Here is an 18,722-nt window from a genome sequence, read left to right as displayed (position 1 = left end):
AAACCCAGATGCATCGAATATAAGGGCGATTTCGAAAAAAATTAAAGAGTGTTTAGTTATGTTTTTATGAAATGAAATGATTTATCGAGTGTTCTTTATAAGTGCTTGTTGAAAATTTCATAAAACACGAAAAAATCATAATCTAGTTTGCTTCGCACTTCACACGCGCAGCTAACTGGGGCCAGAGTGCATATCGCGTTGTTAGAAAACAAAACCATGAATGCGCTCCGTCTTTCGCCGAATCCGTCATGTCGGGTCAGATACCGTCTTGAATAGCAAGCCCGTTGGTTAAATAATTTGGATCGAAGGGCTTGCCAGTGCGAAGCACTCCGTAAATCAGATGTGTCATTTTGTGCATCACAGCTCCAATTACAGCTTTTTTCGCCATACCAGTAGCCGTTAGGTGTTCAGCAAAACGACGTAGTATCGGGTTCTGGGCATGTAAAGTGCTGATCGCATAGACGAGCGTCCTGTCCTGCACATCGTGGTGACGGCGCAACATCAATGCACGCAATACTGCAAATTCGCGTGCGATCAATTCTATCGATGCTCCATCCAGCAGCACACACTTGCTGAGGATGTCGAGTTCAATCTTGCCATGCGTCAGAAGATTATCGGCCTGCAACCCATGACGGCGTACGACGGCCCTGATACGAGCTGACATTTCTTCCAGGTAAAACGGCTTCACCAGATAGTCGTCTGCCCCCAAGTCAAGGCCAGCTATCCGGTCGGCCAAGGTGTTGCGGGCAGTAATAATGAGTACGGGCACCACATCTTTGGCAGCGCGCAAATTACGCAATAGCTGGGCGCCCGATACACCTGGCAAACCATGGTCGAGTAATACGCAGTTATAGTGGTGCGTTTGCAAAACAGTCGCTGCAGAATCGCCGCGCCGGACCCAGCCCACTGCATTGCCGTCAAGCTGGAGCCAGGATTGTACGATGGCGCCAAGCGAGGGCTCGTCTTCTACAAGGAGGAGGCGCAAGGTACGAATCCTATCATGGGCGCGCTTAAGACAATCTTAAGAAACTGCGAAGATGGCCATTTTGACATCGATAGACATAACTCGCGCGGAGATGTTGCATCAACATGCTCCGCCCAGCCTGTTAGACCACCGGTCATAGGGGATCACAATCTCGTCGCAAAAGAGACCTTCTCGACACGGCCGTTCATCATGGCATCGATTGCCCGTTTCAGCATCACATTTGATAACAACCTAGGGGCGATGCCACCGTCAAGGCTTGCGCTATGTGCGACAAAAAAAGCCCCTCGCAGGCGGCGGCAAAGGCGCTGGCACCGAGCCACCCGCCCCAGCGTGGTTGTCCGTGAACAGCGCATCTGATTTATTTCTTCACCATCTTTTTTTCTGACTGAGATGATTTCCGCTTTATCTCCTCAGCGATCAATTCGGGTATCTCTAAATGCAGTTGGTGACGGAGTCCCGTCATTTTCGATGAAGCATTGCGTCCATTACCGTGGTTGCATTCATAACACGCTATGAATACCCTCTAGATAAAATCAACCGATCTGGAATCAGAAAACGTGGCATATGCGCAGTAATATGCTGCCGCATTTTTCTTGATATTTTTTTCGGAGAAATATTTCTTGAATTCAATATGTGGATATCCTATGTTTTCATTACACCAGCTTCAATTTCCCCGCTGAGGTCATACAGTATCCTCGCCATAGCTAGCCGGCTTCAAGTAGATAAAGCAGATAGCGTTCATTGTTGGATCAACTAAAGGAGTTCGTACATGATCACCATAAAAAATCGCCTGTATGCATTGCATCTTGTTGCATCGGTCAGCTTGGGTCTGGGGATCTTACCTGCGCATGCTGCGCTCGTCGATGAAGGAACTAACTCAGGGCTACAATGTTCCGGGCGTAGCATAGACGATAGTGGTAGGGAGGTTGGCACCTGCACCAATGCTGTGGGGGCCACTGTCGCCTTTTTCGCTGGCACACCGGGGGGGAACAATCTCTATCGCCGTTAGTGTCTGGTCGCGATTGTTCTGCCGACAGAATAACCAATAGCGGCACAATCATTGGCTCCTGTCAGGATGTCAATACCGCACCACAAGCTGTGGTTTGGTCGGCTACTACCCCCGGGGGATCTGCCATCAAACTGCCGCCGCTTGCAGGAGGCGTCAAGACCTTGGCCATGGCAATCAATCAAAATGGGGTTAGTGTCGGCGTAAGTGTCGATGTCGACGATACCGCAACGCCAGTGATTTGGCTCTCCAACACTGCAGCGACGGCCCTACCGGTGGGATTATTAGGCCTAGCCAGCACCAACTGTAGTCCGACCGATGTCAGTGACACGAGCGGTTCTGCGTCCCCCATCGTCGTTGGTAATTGTCCAAATGGGCAAGGCACTGCAACGCCAGTGAAATGGATTAAAGGGTTGCTCGGCTATGCAGCAGCAACGTTTTCATTGCCGTCAAGCGCTACCAGTTGTAGTGTCAGTGAAGTGAATATGGCTGGCCAGGCTATGGGGAGTTGCCGATTTACGTCGACGTCCGATCCAAAAACCGTGTACTGGTCGGCAGCAGGTGTGCCTCAGGTCTTGGCGACTGTCGCAGGCAGCGCGGTGCGTAACATAGGCAACGACATGAATGCAAGTGGTCAAATTGCAGGGGTATATCTGACATCTGGCGATTTTGGGCAGCCGTATTTCTGGGATCCAACCACTGGCAATGATGCGATCGCCATCGCACCAATACCAGGAGGTAATCGGGCAGGTGTCGCAGGGATTGGAGATAACAGTACGGTGGTCGGTAACAGTGAAGTTGGTAATGGGGATTTCCATCCATACGCCTGGACTGCAGGCGGTGGAACGGTGGATCAGGGCACCTTAAACGGTGCCAGTGCCGCAGTAAATAGTATTGCGAAAAACGGTTGTTATATTGCAGGTACCAGCGAAGTCACCGGCGAGGCAGCGCACGCTTTTAAGGAGTCAATTTGTCGCTCTTCGATGGCAATCATGGCTAAACGAAAATTATAAAATATCGAATCCGTCGTGGCAGATACATTGCAGCCGATAACCACAGGTCCAACGCGATCTGCATGCAAGTAACCAAGTCCCCCATGGCCGGATTCAACGTTCGCAGCTCGGGTAAGACAATCATAGCTACACCACACGTGAATATCATGAATTCTAATTGAAGAGGGGGATGTAAATGAATACTCCTATTGTTCAAATTCCGACAAATCAGCAATCACCAGATGTCTGTCGCAAACCACTCGATATGTTTTTTGGCGACGTTGATGCATTGTCAAAAAAGACGACCAGCCATCTTCAAAATGGCAGAGACCGCGCCATCAGAGGCTTAGCCTTTGGCATGATGATCCTCATCGTGGCGCAACCAACGTGGGCCGCTCCCGTGGTGCAATACAACGAGCATTGGACTGACCACCAAAGTAACTCAATACTTGAAAAAATTGGTGGCGGGCTGACCACTGCGGCTAATACGGTAGGTTGTGCATTATTTAATACTGGTTGCCCAACCCGAAAGCCCGTGATACGCGAACCAACAGGTCGTTTTTGCGTAAAGCCATGGGATCCTTGCCCGGCACCTAAGTAGGCTACTTTGAAGACACCTGGTACCCAATGCTCTCGGGCGGAAGAGCACTGGAGATGGATTTGCCTACTCGTTTCCACGGACAATTTTTAACTCGGCAAATCATATCGTTAGCTGGTTCAAATCCTGTATAAATGTGCACGCTCTTGCAAGATGATTAGAGAGCGCCCGCAAGCGAAGCCTCTCTCCCGACTTCCAGGGGGCTAAAAATTCAGGTTGGCGGCGCTTTGTCGGTAAGCCTCCAGCCGTGCCACATTCTTGACGCTGTGCCTGGAGGTGAACATGTGTCCACGATAATTTCGATGGACAGTAAACGCCCGGGGGAAGCATCTCGTCCGCACCGCCTGGACGTAATTAGCTAAAGAAGCGACAGTAGTTCCCACTAAATATTTAGTGGGGACTATATTGGCTATAGAAGCGGGAATAGGCAGAAAGAAGAAGCGTCCGAATTATTCACTGGAATTCAAGAAGCGGTTGGCACGATCGGCATGCGCTCCAGGTATATCGGTGTCACAGCTAGCGCTGGAGCATGGGATCAACGTCAACATGCTGTTCAGATGGCGCAAGAAATATGAGGCGGAGTTATTCGATGACCAGCCAGAACGCGATGCTGCGCTGCTGCAAGTATCGATGATCGACACGCCGCAGGTGTTGGCGCCATATCAGGAGCCATGCCCAGCTTCGCCGGCAGTGGTGGCCGAGCAATCGCAGGGAGTCATCGAGATCAAGTTTGCCGACGCTGTGGTGCGCGTCGACGGGCATGCCGATGTGGCGACACTGCGCGCGGTATTACAGCTTTTACGCCCATGATGGGCCTGCCGGCGGGCACTCGTATTTGGATTGAGGCGGGTGTCACTGATATGCGGGCCGGTTTTAATGGCTTGGCTGGAAAGGTACAAACGGCGCTTGCCGACGACCCATTCTCAGGACATGTCTTTCTCGGGGATGCGGATAAAAACTTGGACTACTTGGAGGTAGTTCATGTATTCATACGAAGACCGCATTCGAGCGGTTAGACTCTATATCAAACTTGGGAAGCGCGTCGCTGCGACCATCCACCAATTGGGTTATCCGACAAAGAATGCTCTCAAGGGCTGGTATCGGGAATCCGAACGATGTTGCGATTTGCCTGCGGGCTACGCGCGCTCAAAGCCGAAATACTCGGTCGAGCAGAAGAAGGTGGCAGTCGAGCATTACCTGAACCATGATCGCTGCGTCGCCGCTACGGTCAAGGTATTGGGCTATCCTGGGCGAGGGACGCTGAGCGCCTGGGTTCAAGAACTGTACCCAGAAACAAGAAAGCGCGTTGTTGGCAAAGCTGTGGGGCTATTACACACCCGAGCGTTTAAACAGGGGGCGATCATTGAGCTGTGCACACGGCAAGAAAGTGCGCAAACAGTTGCGCAAAAGCTGGACGTGGACAGGACGACGTTGTACAAATGGAAGAATCAACTACTTGGCCGTGAGCCCCCTGCATCCATGAAACGCCCAAACGACTTGCCGCCAGAACCTGAGCGTGCGGAACTGGAGCGGCAGCTTGAATCGCTTCGGCGCGACATTCGTCAATTGCAGCTAGAACACGACCTCTTAAAGAAGGCCAATGAAATCATAAAAAAAGACCTAGGCGTCGATCCGCACCTTCTGAGCAACCGAGAGAAGACGATGCTGATTGATGCCCTTAGAGAGACTTATGCGCTACCAGAGCTTCTTGCCAAGCTAGACCTGGCGCGCAGTTCCTACTTTTATCATCGGGCTCGGTTACAGGTTGCGGATAAGTATATTGGTGTGCGTCGCACTATCGCCGAGATCTTCGAGTTCAATTACCGTTGCTACGGTTATCGTCGGATACAGGCGGCGCTGAGCAGGCAGCACGTCTTCATCTCAGAGAAGATTGTGCAGCGTTTGATGAAGCAAGAGCGCCTGATCGTCGCCACGCCGAAGCGGCGTCGGTACGGTTCCTACCTGGGAGAAATCAGTCCGGCGCCAGAGAATCTGATCAATCGCGATTTCCAGGCTGCAACCCCGAACGAAAAGTGGCTCACTGACATCACAGAATTCCAAATCCCGGCCGGCAAGGTGTATCTATCGCCGATGATCGATTGTTTCGACGGTCTGGTCATCAGTTGGTCAATCGGCACGCGCCCGGACGCAGAGCTTGTTAACACGATGTTGGATGCAGCCGTCGATACTGTAGCCAATAGCAATGAGCGACCCATCGTCCACTCTGATCGCGGCGCCCACTATCGCTGGCCAGGGTGGCTATCGCGGATCGGAAATGCGAAGTTGGTTCGCTCCATGTCGCGCAAAGGGTGCTCGCCTGACAATGCGGCATGTGAAGGCTTCTTCGGAAGACTGAAAACGGAGATGTTCTATCTTCGAGACTGGCAGACCACGACCATTGAACAATTCATTCAGGTGCTCGACTCCTACATCCGCTGGTACAACGAAAAGTGGATTAAAATCTCCCTGGATTCTCGCAGTCCCCTCGAATACCGAAAAAGCCTCGGATTTACGGCATAAATCAGTCCAAGTTTTACGCCCCCCCCCCCCCGTTTCTAATATAAGCACATGTCCGCCCTATTCAGCTCAATTCGCTCGATGTAATCCACTACATCCTGACTATAGCCGTCTACCAACAATTGTTCGGCCGTACGATATTGGAAGTCTGCTAGTGGCGCGTTGCGGTACCAAAATATAGTCTGCTGAATGTCGCCGCAATGATCGAAGGCCGCGCGCAGAATACGCAGCGCTTCGCGTAAAAAGCGCTGCACGCTCTCCGACCTCGGTGATCTGCTGACTGTATTGCGATGCACGTGTGCCTGCACAGCCAAGGTCTGTAGATTGATCCCCAACACATCCGCAAACCGCTTGGGAGAAAGCGCCAGCATCCCTTGCATAGGATCGCGTAGATAATCGATGAGGCCGTCAAAATCGTTAAGAATTTCTGGCGAAAACGAAATATTTGGCATGGCGCATCTTGATATTTTGAGAATTTATGGTTGTCAACTAAAGTTCGGATTCATCAATTGCCTTTTCCACTACGTATTCGGATCGACGAGTGAAGGCAATAGATGACTGAATGTTGGATACGGCCTGGTACAGATAGAAACCGAAGAGGCGAGCAATCAGGCGCCGCGCATCGTCAAGCTTGCACTTGGGCGGTTGCGCCATCTCCGTCAACACGCAAGCCCCGCATATTTCGTCCGACTCGAAAGCAATACAACCTCCAAATCAGGACAGGTTCTGACCGGCAAATTGGCCTGCGTTGCCGCCGTCTTTAGGATGCTCTCCTTCAAGCCAGTGTCATCCCACTCATCGACGACGACGTCCGCCACCTTAAGCGCAGGCAGATCAAGGATGCTGGCACAAGGGGGGAGGCCGGCCGAACGGACACCTGGAGGAAGACGCATGGATGAGCGGGACGGACGGGGACGAGAACCGGCGTGAGGACCTGACATAATCTGCTCCTAAGTAGGGCAGCATCTTCTCTTTTGCGGTCGAGACGATTCACCGATATCAGTGTGGGATATCGTCAGTGCCTCCCCCTGAGTGACGAGAAGGGCAGGCTTGACTGTGCAACAGAACGCATATATACCCAGATGAAACACCCGTGAATATGCGACATGTGCAGCCTGATATGTTCTTCAAATTAACACCTCATGCAGGAATTGATAGCTGTTAAAAATAACAGCTTGAAATTTGAAGTAATATCGACTAGTGACGCCAATTCCTTCACAAGGCGCTCCCGCTGGGTCAAGATTCAATCAGCACCAACACAACATACGAAGTAAGCACAGGATTTTGGCTAATGTCGATGTTCAATGTAGGGGATTTTCACGATTAGCTGCAGGATTCTCCATGGCCGCTCGCCGACAAAATTTCTGCCATGCTTTGGACCTTACCGGCTCACGGTATGATCTGGAATGACCAAAAGTCTACTCTGGAAATTTGTCTGGAATTTAAAAAAACAGCCCAGCTTGAGGAAGTGAAATTCATATTCAATCAAGCGGGGCGTTGTTTCTATGACGGTTTATTGATTCTGTTCGGTTCTCAAATACCGTCACGCAATATTTCTATATTCCACCTTTGACGAGCATCCACTGCATGATACCTATTAACCCAATCAGGACTGATTTGCGGCGACGGCCCGTTCAGATTTGGCATAACATCATTTGTGGATGGTGCGCCTGGATAGCTTGCCCACGGAATATTGAGCCTGTTGAAAGAATTTAGTGGAATGTCTTCAAATAGCATTGAAGTATTGGGAATTACCTTAAGCGCATCGGCGCTTGAATAGAGCCGCCAATCGCGATCGAAACGAGAATGTATGCGATCAGCTCGCCAGTCCCATTGTTGCGTATTATCGATAGCGCATGCAGTCGTCTTCAATGCTCCCGACTGAACGTCCACGGCAAGACACATACCGCTTAGTCGATTGACATATCGGCTTTCGGCGTCCAGACCCCAGAGCTGATTTTTATTTACTGGACTACAGATTTCCAGTTTAGCCTGGCCCGATTGATCAACGACGCACTTGCCGTTGCCATCGGCTGAGCGAATAAGGACCGTCATCTCGCGCGTAAGATAAGGGCTGCCGAAATCCAGCACGAAATCGGTTAGTGTGTCGAAATTATCCGTCACATATCTGCGTTTTATATCTGACCGTTCGTACCACCACTCACGTCGGTCGAGAACGTAACCGCCGCCTATTTTCAGCGTGGCCATTCCATCATAGTTCCCAGGCAACTCCCATGTCGAATAGGTTTCGAGAGAAGCCGATCTCATCATCGGCGTCATTCGGTTTTCATTCAAGATAGGAAGTCCTGCTGTCTCGCGCTCCACCAGTACATATTTAAGTTTGGGATCGATGAGCATTTCCCACCTGACTTTGCCAATGGCGGGGGCTGCCAGCAATGAATAATCTTTGAAAACATTAGTCAATGTCTTGGTGTTGGTGTAGGAGATTCCTGCATTGACATTAAAAGGGGTTTTGGCAATATATTTCCATTTGTCGGTGTGCTCCCCACCTCCTTCTGCACCAAATGAACCGCCGATTGAGAACCCTTGTGTCTTGGTCTCAGTATAGGTAAATTCGGTGCGAGAATCGCTCGGAGGATCGGAGCTGACAAGCGTCGGAGTAAGCGCGGCTCCGGTTAGTTCATGAAAAATGCTATATCGGTGAGGCAAGTATGCTCCCCAGAGATTATTGCTGGGCGCGGAGCCTATCACAACACCATTGCGCGTCGATCTGATCGTTGGCGTAGCCTTTATGACGACAAATTTCTTGTCGAGGCTCCGGGAGCTGCTTCTGATCAAATCGAGATTGACTATTGAAACCACCTGGCCGGTTGCGTCGGCGGAATTCAAATTCAGCGTGATCTTGGGAATGCCGATTGGCTCCTCTTTCGTCATCAATTTGCTCATTCTTTGGGGGAGCTGGTCATTCTTTTGTTTCATTGAACCTAGCGCTGGCACTAGTCCGCTGGGGATTTCCGTCTGGTCCTGCGCCTTTAAATTAAATACGGTCAACTTTGCTGGGCCGTCCTTATTAAGTAACATATAGCCTGAATGTATTGAAACTCCAAATACAGCAGCAATTTTCTTTCCCGCCTCAGGTTGGTTGGGATTGAGTTTAATTAAGAGAGGTACGCCGACATCGAGCAGAATCTTTGCCTTCTTCAATGTATTGGCGCTTGAAAGCACGACATTTCCGTCCAAATAGGTTAGCGCCGTATTGTGGCGGCCGCCAAAGGTGCTAGCCAAGGTATTCGCGTCTAGCGACTCCCCCTGGAAAACAGACGAGGACCATGATTGCGCTAGCTTTGGACCGATTATATCGCTTGAAGCAGCGAAACTGATAATCGATCGAATCTGGTAATTTTGCGCTTCCCCGCTGGGAATTGCGGCAGTCTGTAATGGGTGGGCACTTGCTACAGGCACGAAAACAACGCCGCTGAGGGTCAATAACATGGCGCCAGCATAGCGTGATGCCTTTTGATTTTCGTCTGACATATTTTCTCTCCTGTCTGGAAGGTTTGTTCCTGCATCTCAGGCCATCGATTTACATTAACGTTGATCACGGGTTATTGTCGTGCCGCGAGCATTTCCAACTCAGTTTATTGAGCGGTGCCGAGAGAGTTCGCTCTGTCGTTTTTAACGATCAACCAACTAAATTTCACACTTCGCTCACTTGTCCTGATGGTTCATCATCACATTATTAATGCGACGTGCGATTGGGAAAAATCCCAAATTGATGGTCGAGAGAAATGGGAGGATATTTGGCTGCGTTGTTGCGGCGACCTAGTCAGTGCCGGTGATCAACACAGTGCAGGCCGCATGTCCGCCTGGTAGGCGGAGGAAACGGGGGAGGGCAGAGGAACGGATTTGGCAACTACACGTCCCAACAGAGTGATTGCCGCGGGAGCAGCGGTCGTTTATCGGGATCGGATTGAAATGGACGCCTCCCCCGCAAGGGTGACGATGCAATGAGTCAGTCATAATGACCGGCAAAGGAAGCCGAATACGAGCCAGCGGCACCCGAGGCACAAGATCGGCCCTACCAGTTGCGCACACAACGCGATACTGCGGCCGTACAACGTTTCATCGAAAAAGCCATCAATCAAAATGACACACCCGAGAAGTGACCGTCGACGGTAGCGCGTGGGGGGGGGATGGAATTTTGTGTAAACGGGGTTTCGTTTAATTCCGCGACATCCGGTCATCAAACTGGATGGTAAAGCGGCTAAGCGCACCTTTCCAGTCCCGTATTGGCATCGTCCACTTCTTGCTGATGTTGTTGAGCGCCAGGTAAAACAGCTTGCTGACGGCTTCATCGGTGGGGAACGAGCTGCGCGTTTTGATGACCTTGCGCAGGCTCATGTTAATCGATTCAATGACATTCGTGGTGTAGATGACCTTGCGGATCTCCGCTGGGTAATCGAAGAACGGGATGATACGCTCCCAGTTGCGCCGCCATGATTGTCCGATGGGCAGGTATTGCTGGCCCCACTTGGCCTCGAATTGCGTGAGCATGAGGCCGGCTTCGTCGGCGGTGGCTGCGGTGTAAATAGTGCGCAGATCGGCGGCCACTTCCTTTTGGACTTTCCACGGCACGAAGTGCAAGCTGTTGCGTACCATGTGGACGATGCAGAGTTGGACAGCGGCCTTGGGGTAGACCGTTTCGATTGCATCGGGGAAGCCTTTGAGGCCGTCGACGCAGGCAATGAAGATGTCCTGTACGCCGCGATTTTTCAGCTCCGTGACGACCTGCAGCCAGAATTTGGCCCCCTCGGTCTGGGCAATCCATAGGCCCAGCACTTCCTTGTGGCCTTCCATGTTCACGCCGATGGCAAGGAACACGGCCTTATTGCGCACGGCCCCGGCATCGCGCACTTTGACGTGGATGCAATCGAGATACAGGATGGGATAAAGCGCATCGAGCGGACGGGCCTGCCAAGCCTTCACATCCTCTAGCGCGTCCAACCCGGCCACTCTCCATGGCATTAATGCCGAGCGGGAAATATTTATCGCAATCCGAAAAACAAAGTACTTCAATAACCTCGTTGAACAAGACCATCGGGCCGTCAAACGTATTGTTAATCCAATGCTCGGCTTCAAGGATTTTCGCTGTGCGGCTGTCCTCCAGGATGGCATTGAGCTGATGCACATGATTGCCAAAGGACAAACGCATTGTTCTAACCGCACAGTTAGATGCCAGGCGCAATCATGCAAACATCCATTTGCACGCGGTCTCCAGGTATTGGCCTGCTGTATCTGATCACCTGTTTTCTGAAGGCCCGTTTGCAGTTTAGCAATGGCTTTTTTAGGCGCTCCAGGACTTTATGAATGGTCGCCGTAGACAACGAGATATCATGCAAACGCTTCAATTCATTTTGGATCCGGCGATGTCCCAGTTTGCATTTGCGTAGATCCGAAATTAATTGCTCATGCGCTGGCTGCACCTTCCTCGTGGGCGACGACTTTGGTCGACGACTCTCTTCCTTAAGGCCGTCCAGTCCATGCTCTTGATGTCGAGACCACCACTTACGCAATGTCGGTCGTGATATGCCACAGCGCAGGCATACAATGCCGGCGTTGCGGAGTTCCTCGTACAACTGAACCCATCGCAGTCGCTTGCGAATTTCATCATCCATCGCTTCATTTTAGTTGAAGTGATGTCTGTGAATCACACAAATTAAGCCGCCGATTTTATCGCTGGCAGCGTAGTGAAGTATGCCTCATCCGGGGTTCGATCCGCCAGACTCGAATGAGGACGCTTTTGGTTGTACAGCATCAGGTAGTCACTGATGTAGCGACGCGCTTGGCTGACCGATTCATATCCCCGCAGATAGACCTCTTCATATTTGAGGCCGCGCCATACGCGTTCGATGAACACGTTGTCACGCCAGCTGCCTTTGCCGTCCATCGATAGCCCTACGCCACGGTCGCGCACCGCTTTGGTAAAGTCTGTCGCAGTGAACTGGCTGTCCTGGCCGGTATTGACGATCTCGGGAAGACCGTACTTCGCAAAGGCCTCTTCCAGTGCCTCGACTGCATGCACAGCCTCCAACGTGATCGCTACCCGGTAAGACTATATCTTACGGCTGGTCCAGTCCAGCACTGCCGTCAAGTACACGAAGCCCCGCGCCATGGGGACATAGGTCGTATCCAGTACCCAGATCTGGTTAGCTTTATCAATCGTCATATTGCGTAGCAGGTAAGGCCAGATCTTGCGCTTCGGGTGCCGTCGGCTCGTATTTGACTTGCAGTACAGCGCCGTGATGCCCATGCGTCGCATCAACGTGCCAACATGCCTGCGCCCGCCCCGGATGTTCTCCCGACGCAGCAATCTGACCAGCATGCGTGCGCCGGCAAATGGAAACTCCAAGTGCAATTCGTCGATACGGTGCATCAATTTCAGATCGGCCTCACTGACCGGCCGTGCCTCATAGTAAGCGCTTCAGTGGCTGATCCCGATCAGCTTAATTTGCTTACTTACTGGTAATTCATGATCTCGATCAATCATCGCACGTCGCTCAGCAGGCCGACCTTGCGGAGCGCCCCTTCCAAAAAATCATTCTCCAGCGTCAGCTGCCCGATCTTGGCGTGCAGCACCTTCACATCGACCGGAGGTGTCTTGGCCGCCGCCTTGCCAGCGCCGAACACGTCTGCCGCCTGCTCCTGCTGTTACTTCCTCCATTCAATACCCTGATTCGGATGGATCTCAAATTGCTGAGCCAATTCGGCCAAGGTCTTGTCGCCCTTTAAAGCTACCAGGGCAACCATGGCCTTGAAGGCCGGTGAGTGGGCACGTCGATTACGTTTCGTCATTTTATGGTTCCTTTGCCGGTCATTGTGACCGACTCAGGCTACAGCTTTTCCACTTATCAACTGTCCAAATTTCCGCAGCCACTTCTCTTTCTCGCGTGCTGAATTCCTTATCGCAACAGAACCCTTTAGCGCAGGGAAATTTTGGGAATATTCCCAGATAAAGGTGCGCGAAGTCCCAGCATAATTCGCTCCGTAGTTATCAAACGTTCATGTCTTTGTATGAGGCAATACGTTCCCTATACAAGAAATTGTAGTGGTTCAATTAGAGGAAGCACTATGTTTCTTTCAAATATTTCGTCTAAATTATTTATCGGCATGATGATGATGAGCGTCGGCATCGCCAATGCGGTCACGGAGCCGCTCTCAGAGGAGCAATTAAATCGTGCGCAACGTCAAGCGACACCGGAGTTCATAGTTGACAAAAACAAGCCCTTTCATCAGTACACGTGGTTGACTGCACATAATGCGTTCAACGCATCAGGTTGGCCCAATCAACAATGGTCCCTAAGGGATTTGCTAGAACGTGGAGTCCGAGGATTGATGTTTGATGTGCATTGGCATAATAACGAAGTCTACTTGTGTCATGGCACTTGTAATATTGCGGTGGGCGACGTATCAAAATTAAAAGATCGCTTTACTACGATTTCCGATTTTCTTGCTCGGAATAGAGACGCTGTAATTACCATCCATTTTGAGGACTACGTTACGAAAGCGCAAATGCAGCACGCTTTTTCAGCCAGTCCCCAAATTGCACAATATGTTTTTAATCCAAAAAAGAATTGGGCCAACCGTTATAACTGGCCTACATTGCAGGAAATGATAAATGCCAACCAGCGCTTGATTTTACTGACACAAAAAGGTGAGCTAAGCGGTGAATATAATAGTGGTGTTTACATGTTTCATGATCAGGACATTACGGTCGAAAATTATTGGTCGTTAGGCGGGACCATTGGTTCGCACGATATGTCTTGCAGAACCCGCTGGGGTCATATTCCACTTGATACTATGGCGGCATCGCAATCCGATGTTCATGGTTGGAATCGCTTATTTGTCATGAATCATTTTCACGGCGTTCCAGAGCATCTTCATAGCGGATTTGACAATCGCTGGGATTGGGTGCAGCCACGAATTGATAATAACTGCACACCAGCTGCTGGAAGGCATCCAAATTATCTAGCGGTGGACTTTGTTAATCAAGGTGATGTCCTAGAGTACGTGGAATGGAAAAATAACGGTGGGGTTATTGCGTATGAAGGTAATAATGGCACTCAAGATGTTGTGTGCGGATTTTCCACCGCCACCAGACGAGATATCCGGCTTCAAGCCAGCGATGCCGAACGTCTAGGCTGCGAAAATGATGAAATGCGTTCTCTTAAATTACGTGGCATGAAAGCAGGGCAACGTGTCACCTTTTTTGATTCTGCCAGCGGTAGCCGGGATGATGATTACAGCATTATCGACATAAAAGCTGACATTCCATTTGATCGACCCGTGACTTTATCTAGTTTTCACAACACGGTTAATACCTCTAACTACCGTCAACGCTATTCTGGTGGAAACGATCTAAACGGAAAAGTGTCCTTTATCCGAGTAGAACCTCAGCCGACAAAATTCTCCGAAGCAGCGATTGTTTTGTTGCGAGGAAATAATGCTACCCAGCGCGTTTCCTGCACAATCGGCCTTACCCAAGGAGGATTTTGGAATTTCAAAAACACATCAGGTTGTCATAATGACGATGCACGTTCTGCAAAAATCATGGCAGCCAAAGCCGGGACGAGAATTACGGTTTATGACTCCCCTAGCGGTTCGACGGGCGATGATCGCACGCTGATCACGATCCTGAAAGATTTCGAGACGCCAAAAATTATCAATAGTTTTGAAAGTAGTTTTCAAAATGAATTTATGAAAATTGAGTTCTTCCGAAAAAATGGACTAGATGGGAAAGTGTCCTCGGTGAGAGTTGAGTAATGTTGCGGAAGGACGTATCGAGTCAGCTTCCATGCATGGGAGCTACCTTCCATCTATAGAAATTAATAAATGTCATCAGCGCTTTTCCGCGATGCTGACGATTGATGGGAATAATGTACGCCTGTCATATATCCAAATTTATTTAGTTAGAAATTATAGTCAACATCATGAGGCTACTAAATGAGTAGTTTTCCACAGTTAACGGAGGCTGCTGTACTTGATTTTTTAACGAGTAAGAATAAGCAGCGGTTTACAAGTTGGCAGGTAGCGTACAAGTTCGGAGTGAGCAGAAAAGATGCCATGCCGATTTTGAAAGAGTTGGAGAAAAAGGGCAGCATCATATCGTGTGTTCCAGGAAAGGATCGAGTTTTTTTTGTGGATAACAAGACAGAGCTGGCCGTCGTAGATCATCAATCAAAAATTAGGCCATTTCGCGAATTGCGTGGTTATGCATATATGATGCGTCAAGTCGCGGAGAGGGCGCTCGCGGGGCGATGAGTGCCTCAGTTAGAGGTGGTTCAGGAAATGAGCTTCCCCTGAAATTTAGTCTTCTATCGGTACCGTAAAATAACGATACTTTGGAAGAGCTAAAAATGAAGAACATACCGAAACCGGCATACACGACTGAATTCAAGGAACTTGCTGTTAGGCGGGTACCACCGACTCGAAACATGGCTTGCCGGTGGCCGAGAATCTGCTGGTGCGAAATTTTACGCCGAATGCACCGGATCAAGTATGGACGTCGGACATTACGCATCTCTGGACCGACGAGAGGTGACTGTACCTGGCCATCGTTCTGGATCTGTTCAATCGTGAAGTCATTGGCTGGTCGCTCAAGCCTCGCATGGCGGCTGACATCGTGACGGACGCTTTGACGATGGCTTGGTTCCGCCGGTGGCCGGACCAGGGTGTCTTGCATCATTCGGACCGCCGCAGTCAACGCCAGCCATGCGTTTCAAGGCAAGCTCAAGGAATTCGGCATGATCTGTTCTATGAGCAGGAAAAGAAATTGCTGGGACACTCAGTTTAATATGATTGCGAACGCCTAGCTGGATCTGACCCGTGCTGGGATTGGCGAAGCTGTCTTTGCGTTGACCTGTCGATCTGGTCTTGGCGTTCCCCAAGCATTGCTGGGCTCGTTACTTGTGACCTAATAGGAGCTTTGTTCTGCACCGTGAGTGTCCTGTCCGGGAATCGAGGTTGGTAATGCGCCCATCTTGAAGAGGAATAACAACATGGACGAGCAATCGATACAAAACGAAGTGATTCTGGGTGTGGACACCCATTTGGATACCCACGTTGCGGCAGTCATAAGTAACGCTGGCAAACTTCTCGGAACACTTGCGACACCAACTAACGCGAACGGTTATTTGACGCTATTAACCTGGGCTCGCTCGCTGGGCTGCATTCGGCGTGCGGGCGTTGAAGGCACTGGCACGTATGGTGCAGGCCTTGCTCGCGTGTTACGTGAGCAAGGAGTTGAGGTTCTGGAAGTGAATCGTCCTAATCGCGCTAAGCGCAGGTTGCAGGGCAAGTCAGATCCCACCGATGCAGAGAATGCGGCACGTTCTGTGCTTGCTGGAGAGGCGACCGCAATTCCGAAATTTCAGTCTGGCGTTGCAGAAGCGATGCGGATCATTTCCGTTGCCAGGCGCAGCGCTGTGAAGGCTAAGACTCAAACGATCAACCAATTGCGGGCGATACTGATCAGTGCCCCTCAAGATATCCGTGAGCGACTTTGGAAAACAAAACCTGAGCAATGTATTGCCGGGTGTGCGCATCTCCGGCCTTTAGGGACGACGACACTCTTGCGGACATTAACCAGCACGCTTCGTCTGCTAGCAAAGCGCTGGCTTGTGCTAGCAGACGAATTGAAGGAGTTCGATACCCAAATGGAACAACTAACACGCCGCTCTGCACCGCATCTTCGAGAACAGTTCGGTGTGGGGTCTCAGACAGCTGCCACGTTGATTGCTGTCGCCGGCGACAACCCCGAGCGACTACGCAGTGAATCAGCACTTGCCGCGTTATGTGGCGCCAGTCCGTTACCGGCGTCATCGGGAAAAACCATACGGCATCGACTGAATCGTGGCGGTGATCGATCGGCAAACAATGCATTGTGGACCATCGCCATGGTGCGAATGCGGAGTGAGCCACGCACGCGTGCTTACGTGGTGCGTCGAACGGCGGAAGGTCTATCAGCAAAAGAAATTCAACGTTGTTTGAAGCGCTATATTATTCGTGAACTATATCCGCTCATTCTTGCCGATTTGACAGATGCGGCGAAGATTTCTTGACATAGGAGCGTCAATGCCCCTACGGAAAGTTGGTTTAACAGTTTCAAGAACATGGTCTGCGTTACGCTACGCATGCCGAAATGAAGACTGCCAGCTTCGAATTTATTGCAGTCTTTTATAATCGCAAGCGCCTCTATTCAACACTTGGCTATCGATCACCAATCCGGTACCTGCAGAGCTGGACCAGAGAGCAAAATCAAGAAAAGCAAGCTGCATAAAAACCTCCGAATGAAAGACTAAATTCCGAGGGAACCTCACAGCACCCGGATGACCAATCGAACCAAGGGCAGGACGGACGCCTCGAAGGAAACGACCATGTTTGCTTTTTCCCATTGCAACTCCTTGCTTGATAGAGGTGTTGCGACGACCGGTTAAATTCGCCCAATATGTCTCCATTCGGTACAGCGAGCGTCTGGCTGATGCAGGCATTGAACCTTCCGTTGGGAGCGTCGGTGACAGTTACGATAATGCCCTGGCCGAAACCATCAACGGCTTGTACAAAACGGAACTGATACATCGTCGTGCTCCCAGGAAGACCCGCGAAGCCGTTGAATTGGCACCTCTGGAATGGATGCCCTGGTTCAATCATCATCGGCCGCTTGAACCCATCGGCTATATACCGCCGGCTGAAGCTGAGGCACAATACTATCAACAACTTTCCGAGCAGGCCATATCGGCCTGACTCACACTAAGCACTCGCACAGGTATTCGAGCCATAGGATATTGTGTAGAGTTCAGGCATAAGGAGACTCGCTGTGAACAATAGAAATATAAGTATATTGATTGCCGACGACCACCCTATCATGGCCGCGGCGGTAAAAGAACAACTGGATCGACATCCTGGATTCAGTGCCTATCCGGTGGTTGCCAATTCCACAGAATTATTCGAGCGTCTGAATACCCTCCAGGTCGATATCCTGGTGAGTGACTATTCCATGCCAGGCGGTGTCTTTGGAGATGGCTTGACCATGCTAAAACGGGTGCGTGATAAATATCCGCATATTCGAATCGTGGTATTCACCGGGTTGAATAGCCGGGGAATCGTTACCGCGCTCGAATCTAGTGGCATCAATTCCATCATCAACAAAGGTGACGACGCGGACGAACTTATTGTTGCCATTAATCGGGCGCTGCGAGGAAATGGTTATCTTGGACGAAGTATTCAAAAAACAGCTTATCCGCCCAAGGAATTCAGCAGCGTGAAAAATAACATAACTTTATCGATACGCGAAACAGAAGTGTTGCGGCTCTATCTGGCAGGTCACAGCGTGAGCGAAATCGCTGATGCACTCAAACGGAGCGCAAAGACAGTCAATAATCAAAAGCGCGCCGCAATGGCAAAACTATCCTGCAAAACAGACGCCGAATTATTTCGACTCCAAACCATTGGCGGTGTCGGCGGAGAGTATCTAGGGTAGGAAGTCATTTGCGCACATTCATCATCTTTCCGATCTCAGTTTAGATAATCACATTGTCCTTAACGGTCGGGATAATTTTCGACAGGCCCAGTATGACAACCGAGATAACGCGTACTTCCTGATCACAC

Annotated in this window: 13 protein-coding genes and 6 pseudogenes; 13 read left to right on the top strand and 6 right to left on the bottom strand. The window is 50.5% G+C overall.

Annotated elements, in window-relative coordinates; translation table 11 throughout:
* Positions 1–256 precede the first annotated feature (256 nt).
* Positions 257–985 (bottom strand): response regulator, encoded by a 729-nt coding sequence (locus KHU30_RS24830; protein WP_211445266.1) that lies wholly within the window; start codon positions 983–985, stop codon positions 257–259.
* 1,176 nt (positions 986–2,161) lie between these two features.
* Between KHU30_RS24830 and KHU30_RS24825 the strand changes: the two genes are divergently transcribed.
* The 5 genes from KHU30_RS24825 to KHU30_RS24805 all read left to right on the top strand — a co-directional run bounded on the left by KHU30_RS24825 (position 2,162) and on the right by KHU30_RS24805 (position 6,101).
* On the top strand, positions 2,162–3,004 hold the full coding sequence (locus KHU30_RS24825; RefSeq protein WP_211445265.1) for a hypothetical protein: 843 nt from the start codon (positions 2,162–2,164) through the stop codon (positions 3,002–3,004).
* Between the two features lie 175 nt (positions 3,005–3,179).
* Positions 3,180–3,584 (top strand): hypothetical protein, encoded by a 405-nt coding sequence (locus KHU30_RS24820; RefSeq protein WP_211445264.1) that lies wholly within the window; start codon positions 3,180–3,182, stop codon positions 3,582–3,584.
* Positions 3,585–3,986: 402 nt separating this feature from the next.
* Positions 3,987–4,391 carry an IS66-like element accessory protein TnpA gene (tnpA, locus tag KHU30_RS24815; protein ID WP_211445263.1) on the top strand — a complete coding sequence of 135 codons (405 nt, stop codon included), beginning with the start codon at positions 3,987–3,989 and terminating at the stop codon, positions 4,389–4,391.
* Positions 4,388–4,597 (top strand): IS66 family insertion sequence element accessory protein TnpB, encoded by a 210-nt coding sequence (gene tnpB, locus KHU30_RS25820; protein WP_211445262.1) that lies wholly within the window; start codon positions 4,388–4,390, stop codon positions 4,595–4,597. Before tnpA ends, tnpB begins: the two co-directional genes overlap by 4 nt.
* Complete coding sequence (locus KHU30_RS24805) at positions 4,563–6,101, top strand: IS3 family transposase (protein ID WP_211445261.1); 1,539 nt, start codon at positions 4,563–4,565, stop codon at positions 6,099–6,101. Before tnpB ends, KHU30_RS24805 begins: the two co-directional genes overlap by 35 nt.
* Positions 6,102–6,136: 35 nt before the next feature.
* On the opposite strand, the gene KHU30_RS24800 is transcribed toward KHU30_RS24805, so the two are convergent.
* From KHU30_RS24800 to KHU30_RS24790, 3 genes and pseudogenes are all read right to left on the bottom strand, one after another.
* A complete protein-coding gene (locus KHU30_RS24800; protein ID WP_211445260.1) occupies positions 6,137–6,550 on the bottom strand; it encodes a DUF2384 domain-containing protein in 414 nt (137 codons plus the stop codon).
* 1,081 nt (positions 6,551–7,631) lie between these two features.
* Entirely contained in the window at positions 7,632–9,593 is a 1,962-nt protein-coding gene (locus KHU30_RS24795) for an RICIN domain-containing protein (protein WP_211445259.1), read from the bottom strand.
* 687 nt (positions 9,594–10,280) lie between these two features.
* A pseudogene (locus KHU30_RS24790) lies at positions 10,281–11,054 on the bottom strand (IS256 family transposase); the annotation flags it as partial.
* On the opposite strand from KHU30_RS24790, the pseudogene KHU30_RS24785 reads away from it, so the two are divergent.
* Positions 11,053–11,358 (top strand): annotated as a pseudogene (locus tag KHU30_RS24785) (DDE-type integrase/transposase/recombinase); the annotation flags it as partial. The pseudogenes KHU30_RS24790 and KHU30_RS24785 overlap by 2 nt on opposite strands.
* On the opposite strand, the pseudogene KHU30_RS24780 reads toward KHU30_RS24785, so the two are convergent.
* Positions 11,291–11,734: pseudogene (locus KHU30_RS24780) on the bottom strand (helix-turn-helix domain-containing protein); the annotation flags it as partial. The pseudogenes KHU30_RS24785 and KHU30_RS24780 overlap by 68 nt on opposite strands.
* 41 nt (positions 11,735–11,775) lie before the next feature.
* Positions 11,776–12,911 (bottom strand): annotated as a pseudogene (locus KHU30_RS24775) (IS3 family transposase).
* A gap of 276 nt (positions 12,912–13,187) precedes the next feature.
* On the opposite strand from KHU30_RS24775, the gene KHU30_RS24770 reads away from it, so the two are divergent.
* The 7 genes and pseudogenes from KHU30_RS24770 (at position 13,188) to KHU30_RS24740 (ending at position 18,594) form a co-directional block, all read left to right on the top strand.
* A complete protein-coding gene (locus KHU30_RS24770) occupies positions 13,188–14,879 on the top strand; it encodes a PI-PLC domain-containing protein (RefSeq protein WP_211445257.1) in 1,692 nt (563 codons plus the stop codon).
* 180 nt (positions 14,880–15,059) lie between these two features.
* Entirely contained in the window at positions 15,060–15,377 is a 318-nt protein-coding gene (locus tag KHU30_RS24765; protein WP_211445256.1) for a hypothetical protein, read from the top strand.
* Between the two features lie 157 nt (positions 15,378–15,534).
* Positions 15,535–15,922, top strand: a pseudogene (locus KHU30_RS24760) (DDE-type integrase/transposase/recombinase); the annotation flags it as partial.
* Positions 15,923–16,114: 192 nt separating this feature from the next.
* Entirely contained in the window at positions 16,115–17,176 is a 1,062-nt protein-coding gene (locus KHU30_RS24755) for an IS110 family RNA-guided transposase (RefSeq protein WP_211445255.1), read from the top strand.
* A gap of 56 nt (positions 17,177–17,232) precedes the next feature.
* Positions 17,233–17,394: an IS3 family transposase gene (locus KHU30_RS25815; protein ID WP_407928145.1), complete on the top strand. Its 162-nt coding sequence runs from the start codon at positions 17,233–17,235 to the stop codon at positions 17,392–17,394.
* A gap of 161 nt (positions 17,395–17,555) precedes the next feature.
* Positions 17,556–17,858: pseudogene (locus KHU30_RS24745) on the top strand (integrase core domain-containing protein); the annotation flags it as partial.
* A gap of 73 nt (positions 17,859–17,931) precedes the next feature.
* Positions 17,932–18,594 carry a response regulator gene (locus tag KHU30_RS24740; RefSeq protein ID WP_211445253.1) on the top strand — a complete coding sequence of 221 codons (663 nt, stop codon included), beginning with the start codon at positions 17,932–17,934 and terminating at the stop codon, positions 18,592–18,594.
* Positions 18,595–18,722 lie beyond the last annotated feature (128 nt).

The sequence above is a fragment of the Collimonas humicola genome, assembly GCF_018304945.1.
Classification (GTDB): Bacteria; Pseudomonadota; Gammaproteobacteria; order Burkholderiales; family Burkholderiaceae_D; genus Collimonas; species Collimonas humicola.
Note: the sequence above shows the minus strand (reverse complement) of the source record. Positions and strands in the feature narration are given on the sequence as shown.

Excerpts from the sequence above, each read along its gene's own strand:
- KHU30_RS24825 (WP_211445265.1), top strand. The coding sequence starts at position 2,162 with ATGGCAATCAATCAAAATGGGGTTAGTGTCGGCGTAAGTGTCGATGTC.
- KHU30_RS24820 (WP_211445264.1), top strand. The coding sequence starts at position 3,180 with ATGAATACTCCTATTGTTCAAATTCCGACAAATCAGCAATCACCAGAT.
- tnpB (WP_211445262.1), top strand. The coding sequence starts at position 4,388 with ATGATGGGCCTGCCGGCGGGCACTCGTATTTGGATTGAGGCGGGTGTC.
- KHU30_RS24805 (WP_211445261.1), top strand. The coding sequence starts at position 4,563 with ATGTATTCATACGAAGACCGCATTCGAGCGGTTAGACTCTATATCAAA.
- KHU30_RS24800 (WP_211445260.1), bottom strand. The coding sequence starts at position 6,550 with ATGCCAAATATTTCGTTTTCGCCAGAAATTCTTAACGATTTTGACGGC.
- KHU30_RS24795 (WP_211445259.1), bottom strand. The coding sequence starts at position 9,593 with ATGTCAGACGAAAATCAAAAGGCATCACGCTATGCTGGCGCCATGTTA.
- KHU30_RS24770 (WP_211445257.1), top strand. The coding sequence starts at position 13,188 with ATGTTTCTTTCAAATATTTCGTCTAAATTATTTATCGGCATGATGATG.
- KHU30_RS24765 (WP_211445256.1), top strand. The coding sequence starts at position 15,060 with ATGAGTAGTTTTCCACAGTTAACGGAGGCTGCTGTACTTGATTTTTTA.
- KHU30_RS24755 (WP_211445255.1), top strand. The coding sequence starts at position 16,115 with ATGGACGAGCAATCGATACAAAACGAAGTGATTCTGGGTGTGGACACC.